The 7,111-nt window shown below is 65.4% G+C and carries 2 protein-coding genes; both read right to left on the bottom strand.

Annotation, left to right across the window (positions count from 1 at the left end):
- Window positions 1-6,904: beta-ketoacyl synthase N-terminal-like domain-containing protein (locus ACOYNV_RS24470; RefSeq protein ID WP_422902425.1), on the bottom strand; the 6,904-nt coding region annotated here is incomplete at its 3' end.
- Between the two features lie 4 nt (window positions 6,905-6,908).
- Window positions 6,909-7,111: hypothetical protein (locus ACOYNV_RS24475; protein ID WP_422902426.1), on the bottom strand; the 203-nt coding region annotated here is incomplete at its 5' end.

Raw genomic sequence — 7,111 nt, forward strand, 5'->3', positions numbered from 1 at the left:
TGCCGTGCCCAAGCGTGCCGTGCCCAGGCGTGCCGTGCCCAGGCGTGCCGTGCCCAGGCGTGCCGTGCCCAAGCGTGCCGTGCCCAGGCGTGCCGTGCCCAGGCGTGCCGTGCCCAGGCGTGCCGTGCCCAAGCGTGCCGTGCCCAGGCGTGCCGTGCCCAGGCGTGCCGTGCCCGGCAGCGAGCTCACCCGAAACGATGCGCATGCCCAGATTCTTCGTGTAATAAATCCGCTTGCCATCGACCCACAGCCAGCCTTCGGCAATGGCAAAACGGCCGTATTCATCCTCGCCGACCTCGGTAATCTGCAACTCGCTGCCGATCATCCTGTTCTTAGGCACTACTTGCCCACGGTACTTCCAGGTCACCGGCTTGCCGAGCATCAACGGCTCGAAGCGCGGATTGGTGACACCCTCGCCCATGCCGGTTTCCAGCATGTAGAACTGCAGCAACTGGCACAGCGCCTCGACGCCGAGCGAGCCCGGCTGCACCGGATCCTGGAAGAAATGCGCCTTGAAGAACCACTCGTCGACATCGACGGTTTTCTCGCCGCGCAAGGCGCCCAGACCCTTCGCCCCACCTGCCGGCCAGTAGCCGGTAACGCGGTCAAGCATGAGCAGCATCGGCCCCGGCAGGCACAGTGCGCCGCCGCAGTATTTCTCGGGGCGCGAAGTGAGGTCGATGACCTGCTCGGCGGGCGCCTCCATCCAGGCCCGTTCTTCCGGCGACACCGGCAGTCCGACCTGATTCTCGAACGCTTCCTTGGGGAAGAAGCCGAACACCGTCTTCATCTCGAAAACGCGCTGATCGCCAACAAAGCATTCAACCTCGAAATTCTCGATGATCATGCCGGCGCTTTGCGACACGGAGAGCATTTTCACCTTGGTCCGGAAAATTCCGCTGCTCGGGAAAACCTCCTGCAACAGCGTGCCAGTACCGTCCAGATTTCTGAACAGCATGTCGGTTTCGGAAGTCAGCGCACTGCCGACGTAGGACGCCAGCCAGCCGCAGGGTTGCAGCGCGGCTTCCATGACGACGCAGAAAGGCATCGTCGGATTACCGTTCTGCTCGAAATACCACTGCTCAACCGGAACGTCGTACTCGACTTCGACCGCTGTTCCCGACTTCATGCCGCCCAGCGGGCCATCAAGTCCGGTGACGCGCGACATGAAGTGGTACGGCGGCCCCGGCAAACGCGCAGCGCGGCGTGTGCCGTCGAAACGCGAATAGAACGGACCAAAGGCAGCCGAAGGCGGCCCCCATGCACAAGCCAGCAGCGAATGATAGTCGAAGGCAAATCCGTCGACCGTCGCCGCCGGTTTTGGCTCGCAGTAATCGACCAACCCGGCCAGCGAGCGCAGCGGTACAGGCTGGCCGGTCAACAGCGTGGCTGCCGGTGCCAGATGCTGCCAATGTTCCAATGGCCAATCGGGAACCAGTTGCAGGCCAACGCCGCGGGCATGAAACGCCTTGCGCCCATCGACGGTACACAGCAGATCGGCAAACACGGTCGGGATCGGCCCGGCCTGAACCGACGAGACGAAAACTTCATAGACCAGGTGCTTGCTCGACGGCGTCACCTGGCCGCGGCAGCGCATCGGGTACTTGGTGTCGGGCACCGGCTCGAAACGCCAGGCGTCGCGCTCGATGGTGAAACCGAGGCCGGCCAGGTAGATCGACATCGCCTGCAGGCAACCGTCGAACATCAGCGTACCGGGCATGCACGGATCGTTCTTGAAGTGGCCCTTGAAGAACCAGTCGTCCGGCGTCACCGGCGTTTCGGCGCGCAGGTAACCACGGCCCCACGGGCCGCCCTGCGGATCGAACTCGGTAACCTCGTGCAGAAACTGCATCTTCTCCGAGGTGATGCGCGGCGAGCGCACATGCGGCTGCGTCGTTTCCCAGCCGGCGCCGAAGCATTCGTACGGGCGACCGGAGGCAAAGGCCAGCAGTTCGGCCGAGGAGAACTTCGTTTTCGTGCATGTGACTGCCGGCGCGTCGACCTGCGCTGCGGCAGGAACTTCCTCTGCCGGGTCCCACAGCACGCCGGCCGAATTGGCGAGTTCCTCGTCGGTGAAGAAGCCGGCCTGGCCGTTGCGCACTGACAGACGCGGTTTGCCGCGTACCTGACAATCGTAATGGAAGAAGAACAGGCGAACCTCTCCCTGCGTCGCGTGGCCGTCGACATGAATGTCGTAGCACAGCGTATCGCCGGGCACCGGCAGTCCGCCGCGGTAAGTCAGATCACAGCCGAGCAGGCGATAGACGCGCCCGCCCTGATTGAGCGAGTCGATACCGAGCCAGCTGATCAGCAGCAGGTCGGCCTGACCCGACTCGATCATCACGCCGGCCGGCATGCGGCCTTCGTCATCGAGGTACCAGCTGTCGGCGCGCACGTCGGTTTCGGTCCACAGCGTACCCTTGCCCATCGAACCGGCAACGGCGTCGATGCCGGTTACGCGGTCGGCGAGCAGCAGCGGCGGCTCCGGCATGCGCACCTGGCGCGCATAGCCGTCCTGAGCGGCGAACAACGGGCCGAACACCGAGGAAATCTTCCCGCCGGCGAGCACTTCAAGCTGCGCGCGGTCGAACTTCGGTCCGGGGAGCGCTGCAGGCTGGTTCGTCGCACTGCTGGCAAAAGGAGGTAGCGGAGGAACAGGGGCCGCTTGGATTGCGGGTGGAATCACTGGCTGAACCGCGACCGGCGCCGGCTGCAGCACCCGGGCAAGGGCAAGCGGCGGCGGTTGCGCTACGGTGAACGCCACAGGAATAGCCCCATCCCGTAGGGGCACGGCGCGCCGTGCCCCTACCTGCGTAGCGCTGCCAAAGGCCTGCAGCAGAACGTTTTTGGCAGACTGTTGCAGCGCGAGGAAGCGTTCATGCCCCGCCGCCTGCTGCGCGATGTACGCCTGATGGACGGCGGCGAGCTGCGCCTGGTGTGCGACGAAGCGAGACAGGCTGTTGTTCATGAGAGGTGTCTGTGTAGGGTGCGCCGCAACGGGTTGCGCAAGGAAGGAAGGTGCCGGGAAAAGTGGCGCTACGGTGAACGCCGCAGGAATAGCCCCATCCGCACCCTCGTAGGGGCACGGCGTGCCGTGCCCCCTTCCGGGCGCTGCACTATGGACGCCAGCGCCTTCCAGCACAGGTTCAAGATAGGGAGCGGGAGCCATCATTTGCGGTGTCAGCAGGCCATCCTGAATGCGTGCTGCCACAGGCAAGCCTCCTTCCCCTTCAAGCAGGGGCACGGCGCGCCGTGCCCCTACGGGGTGGGGCAGGGGAACCTTCGGCGTCGGCGCATGCGCCGCCAGCGTCAGCAGCGCGCCGAGCGGGCGCTTTTGCGGCGCCGCCCGTGCAATCTCGGCTTCGAGCGCGCCAACATCAGCCTTGACGCCAGCGGCAACCAGCCACGCCGCTGCATTGAACACCTGACGCACGCCAGAACGCCCGGCAATATCGAGCGACACCGCCAGATGTTCGCGCTCGCCAAGAATGCGGCGTATCCAGCCGCTGCACAAGCCACGCGGCCCGTGCTCGATGAAGACACGGACGCCGTCGGCCCATGCCTGCTCGACGGTACGTGTGAAATCGAGCGTATCGACGGCCTGACCGGTGATCGCATCGGCGGCGGCTGCGGAGGTCGGCTTGAACCAGGTATTGGTAGCGTTGGTGTAAAAGCGCACGCCCGGCACCTCGGTTGCCGCGCGGTGATGCAGTTGCCACCACGCATCGCGGATTTCCTCGACCTCGGGGCAATGCGCTGCCATGTCGTAACCAAGCGGTAGCGTACGTTCCTTGCCAAGCCGTGCTACGACGCGTTCGCAGGCCGCTGCTTCGCCACCGATGACGCAATCCTCGGCGGTGTTGATGATCGTCAGGTGCGCCAGCGACTCGCCGGCCAGCGCCGCCCTGACCTCATCAACCGGCGCAGCAATCACGTAACTCGCCCAGGTAGCGGTTGCTGCGCCCGGCAGACCAAGGCGCTGCCATGCACGACGCGGCGCGGCAAAAGCGCCGACCAGATCTTCGGTAAAGGCAGTGCCTTCACGGCTGGCCTTCATCATCTCGCCCAGATCGTTCCACGCGTCCATGGCAAACAGCGCGTTTGACTCGCCGGAGGAATAACCGATGGTCGCTTCGGGTGTCAGACCCAGCAACTGCCGCGTGACTTCAGCGTGCAACTGGCAGACGAAAGAGGTGCCCCACAACTGATCGAGCGGGTGCGTCGGGTTGCCATCGCCGGGCCCATAGATCCAGTCGGTTGCGGCTTTCATTTCCGAGCAGCGCGCGGCCACGGCGGCGACTTGTTTCGGCAGGGCCAGCGCGAGCTCGCGCCCCATTCCGGGGTAGGCCGCTGCTGCGCCAGTAAAGACAAACGCGGTCTGCCCGACAATCGGCGCTTCGCTGAAAGCGACTCCCTCGGGAATGGGCCCGCCGACGGCCAGCCAGCGTTGGGCCTGCTCGCTGCGTGTGTTCAATTCCTCGGCACTGGCGGCAACCAGAACGATGCGCGCCGGACCTTCCGACGACTGGCGCCCGGCGCTCAGCGCGGCCAACGCAGCTGCCTGATTTACCCCGGAAAAAACATGCAGCCGGGCCGGCGCATCGGCCAGCCAAGCGACTGCGTTTTCATCACCCTTCAAACGTGCGACGGCAGGTGAGGCTTCGAGCACCGAGACCGACACTTCGGCGACTCGCTCGCCAAACCACGGCGTCGCCACCGCGCCGGCCTGTGGCCGTGCGCCATAGTGCAGCGCCAGTGCGGCCGCCGCGACATGCAGCAGCCCGTTGGCAGCATGTGATTTGCCGAAGCTTGCGGCCAGGTCGAGGCTTCCCGCAGCGTCGCCAAACTTCAGACTGGCCGGACTGGCCGAGGTATCGAGCGTGGCGAAAATCGGGTCGCCATCGCGGCGCGCATCGGCCAGGCGCTTGAGGATCAGTACCACGGCGGCGTCGCCCGCTGGCGTGCTGCGACCGAGTGCAGCCAGCGCGGCCTGGTGCACGGGTTCGTGCGAGAGATCCACCGCGCCGACCAGCGCCGCATCAATCTCGCCGGCACGCAATGCGCGCGCGGCCAGATGCAGCGCCGTGATTCCCGAGGCTTCCTCGGCGGAGACGGTGAATGCCGGACCGGCCAGATCGAGCTGGCTGTTGATCCGGTTGGCCGGGATGTTCGGCATCGTGCCGACCACGCCTGACGACTGAAGCAGCGGAACGATACCGTCGCGGGCGCTCGCCAGCCAGGCCGGATCAGTGTCCTCGCTAGCCAGGCGCCAGCGTGCGCCATAGCGCGCAACCTCGGCGTCGCAGCCCATGCCGACGAGAACCGAAGTTCGGTCACGCGGTAGTGTAATGCCAAGGGAGGCTTCACGTGCGGCTTCGAGCACCATGGTCTGCTGCGCCAGCGATTGCTGCAGATCGTTGGGTGGAAAACGCAGGCCTTCGAGTGCCACTGCGATGGTTTGCCGGGCAGCGGATGAGGCATTACCGGTGAGCAGATCATGAGCAAAGTCGCCCGCATCGTCGCCGCGACCGACACGTGCACCGATGCCAACAATGGCGATGAGGTCGGATGAACTCTGCGCTGCAGCACAAGAGCACACCTCGTCGACGCCCGAATTCAGGGCTTCTTCAAGGGATTCGACAATCAGGTGCGCGTTGTTGCCACCGAAGCCAAAGGCGCTGATCCCGGCGCGCTTCGGACCGGTCCACGCTTCGGCCTCGCGCAGCAGGCGGAATGGCGTACCGGCCAGCGCGTCATTCGGTTGGTCGATATTCAGCGTCGGCGGTTTCATGCCGTGTTTCATCGCGGCCATCACCTTGATCAGCCCGGCTACACCCGCTGCAGTGATCAGGTGGCCGAGGTTCGACTTGAGCGAACCAATCGGCACGCCCGAGCAACCGGCGAAAACACGCGACATGCTGCGCAGTTCCGTTGCGTCGCCGATCGGCGTTCCGGTGGCGTGGCATTCAAGCAGGCCGATGTCAGCGGGCTGCAAGCCGGCCTGTTCGTAAGCCAGGCGCAGCGCCCGCTCCTGCCCTTCTTCCGACGGGGCAAGCAAACCGCGCCCGCGTCCGTCGTTCGACAGGCCGACGCCACGAATCACGCCGAGTATCTTGCGCCCGGCCTTGATCGCGTCCGACAGCCGTTCAAGCACGACAAAGCCGGCGCCCTCGGCCGGAACCAGCCCGTCGGCATCGCGGTGGAAAGGCCGGCTCTGACCGGTCTTGCTGAGCGCGGAAAGCGCGCAGAAACCGACATGAATGAACAGGTCGTCAGCCTGATTGACCGCGCCGGCGACCATCACGTCGGCGCTGCGGTCGTGCAAGCGATCACACGCCAGCTTGATCGCATAGAGCGACGAAGCACACGCCGCGTCGAGCGCAAAAGAACCGCCGCCAAGGCCCAGCGCCCGCGCCGCCAGATGGGCGGGGAGGCCCGAATTGAAGCGGTTCTTCGCATGCGGCCGGGGCGATTTTTCGAGCCAAACGCTCTCGGCAAAGCGCGCCATCGCCGCCGAAGGGAACGAAAGGTTGCCGAGCACGAGGCCGGTGGTGGTTAAAGTATTTTCCGGCCCGGCCAGCCCGGCACTGTGCAGTGCCTGCCGAACACCGTGAATGGTCAGTTGGAACAATGGATCGAGCGCCTGCAACTCCTCAGCCGGGATCGCCGTCCCCGTCGCGTCGAACTGAAAGCCACTGACGTAGCCGCCGACATCCGACCAGGTACGATCCGCCGATTGCGCAACACTGCCCATCACGCTGGCCTGCGGCAACCCCCAGCGTTCTGCCGGGACGGTTGAAATACTGCTCTTGCCAGCCAGCACGTTGTCCCATAACGCCTCCGGGGAGAGCGCACCGGGCAGCGTGCACGACTGGCCGACGATGGCGATCGGTTCGAAATTCATCTGCTTATTCTTCATTCAAAAACCTCACGTAGGGGCACGGCGTGCCGTGCCCAAGGCGTGCCGTGCCCAAGGCGTGCCGTGCCCAAGGCGTGCCGTGCCCAAGGGCGTGCCGTGCCCAAGGCGTGCCGTGCCCAAGGCGTGCCGTGCCCAAGGGCGTGCCGTGCCCAAGGCGTGCCGTGCCCAAGGCGTGCCGTGCCCAAGGCGTGC

The sequence above is a fragment of the Propionivibrio sp. genome, assembly GCF_049316945.1.
Taxonomy (GTDB): domain Bacteria; phylum Pseudomonadota; class Gammaproteobacteria; order Burkholderiales; family Rhodocyclaceae; genus Propionivibrio.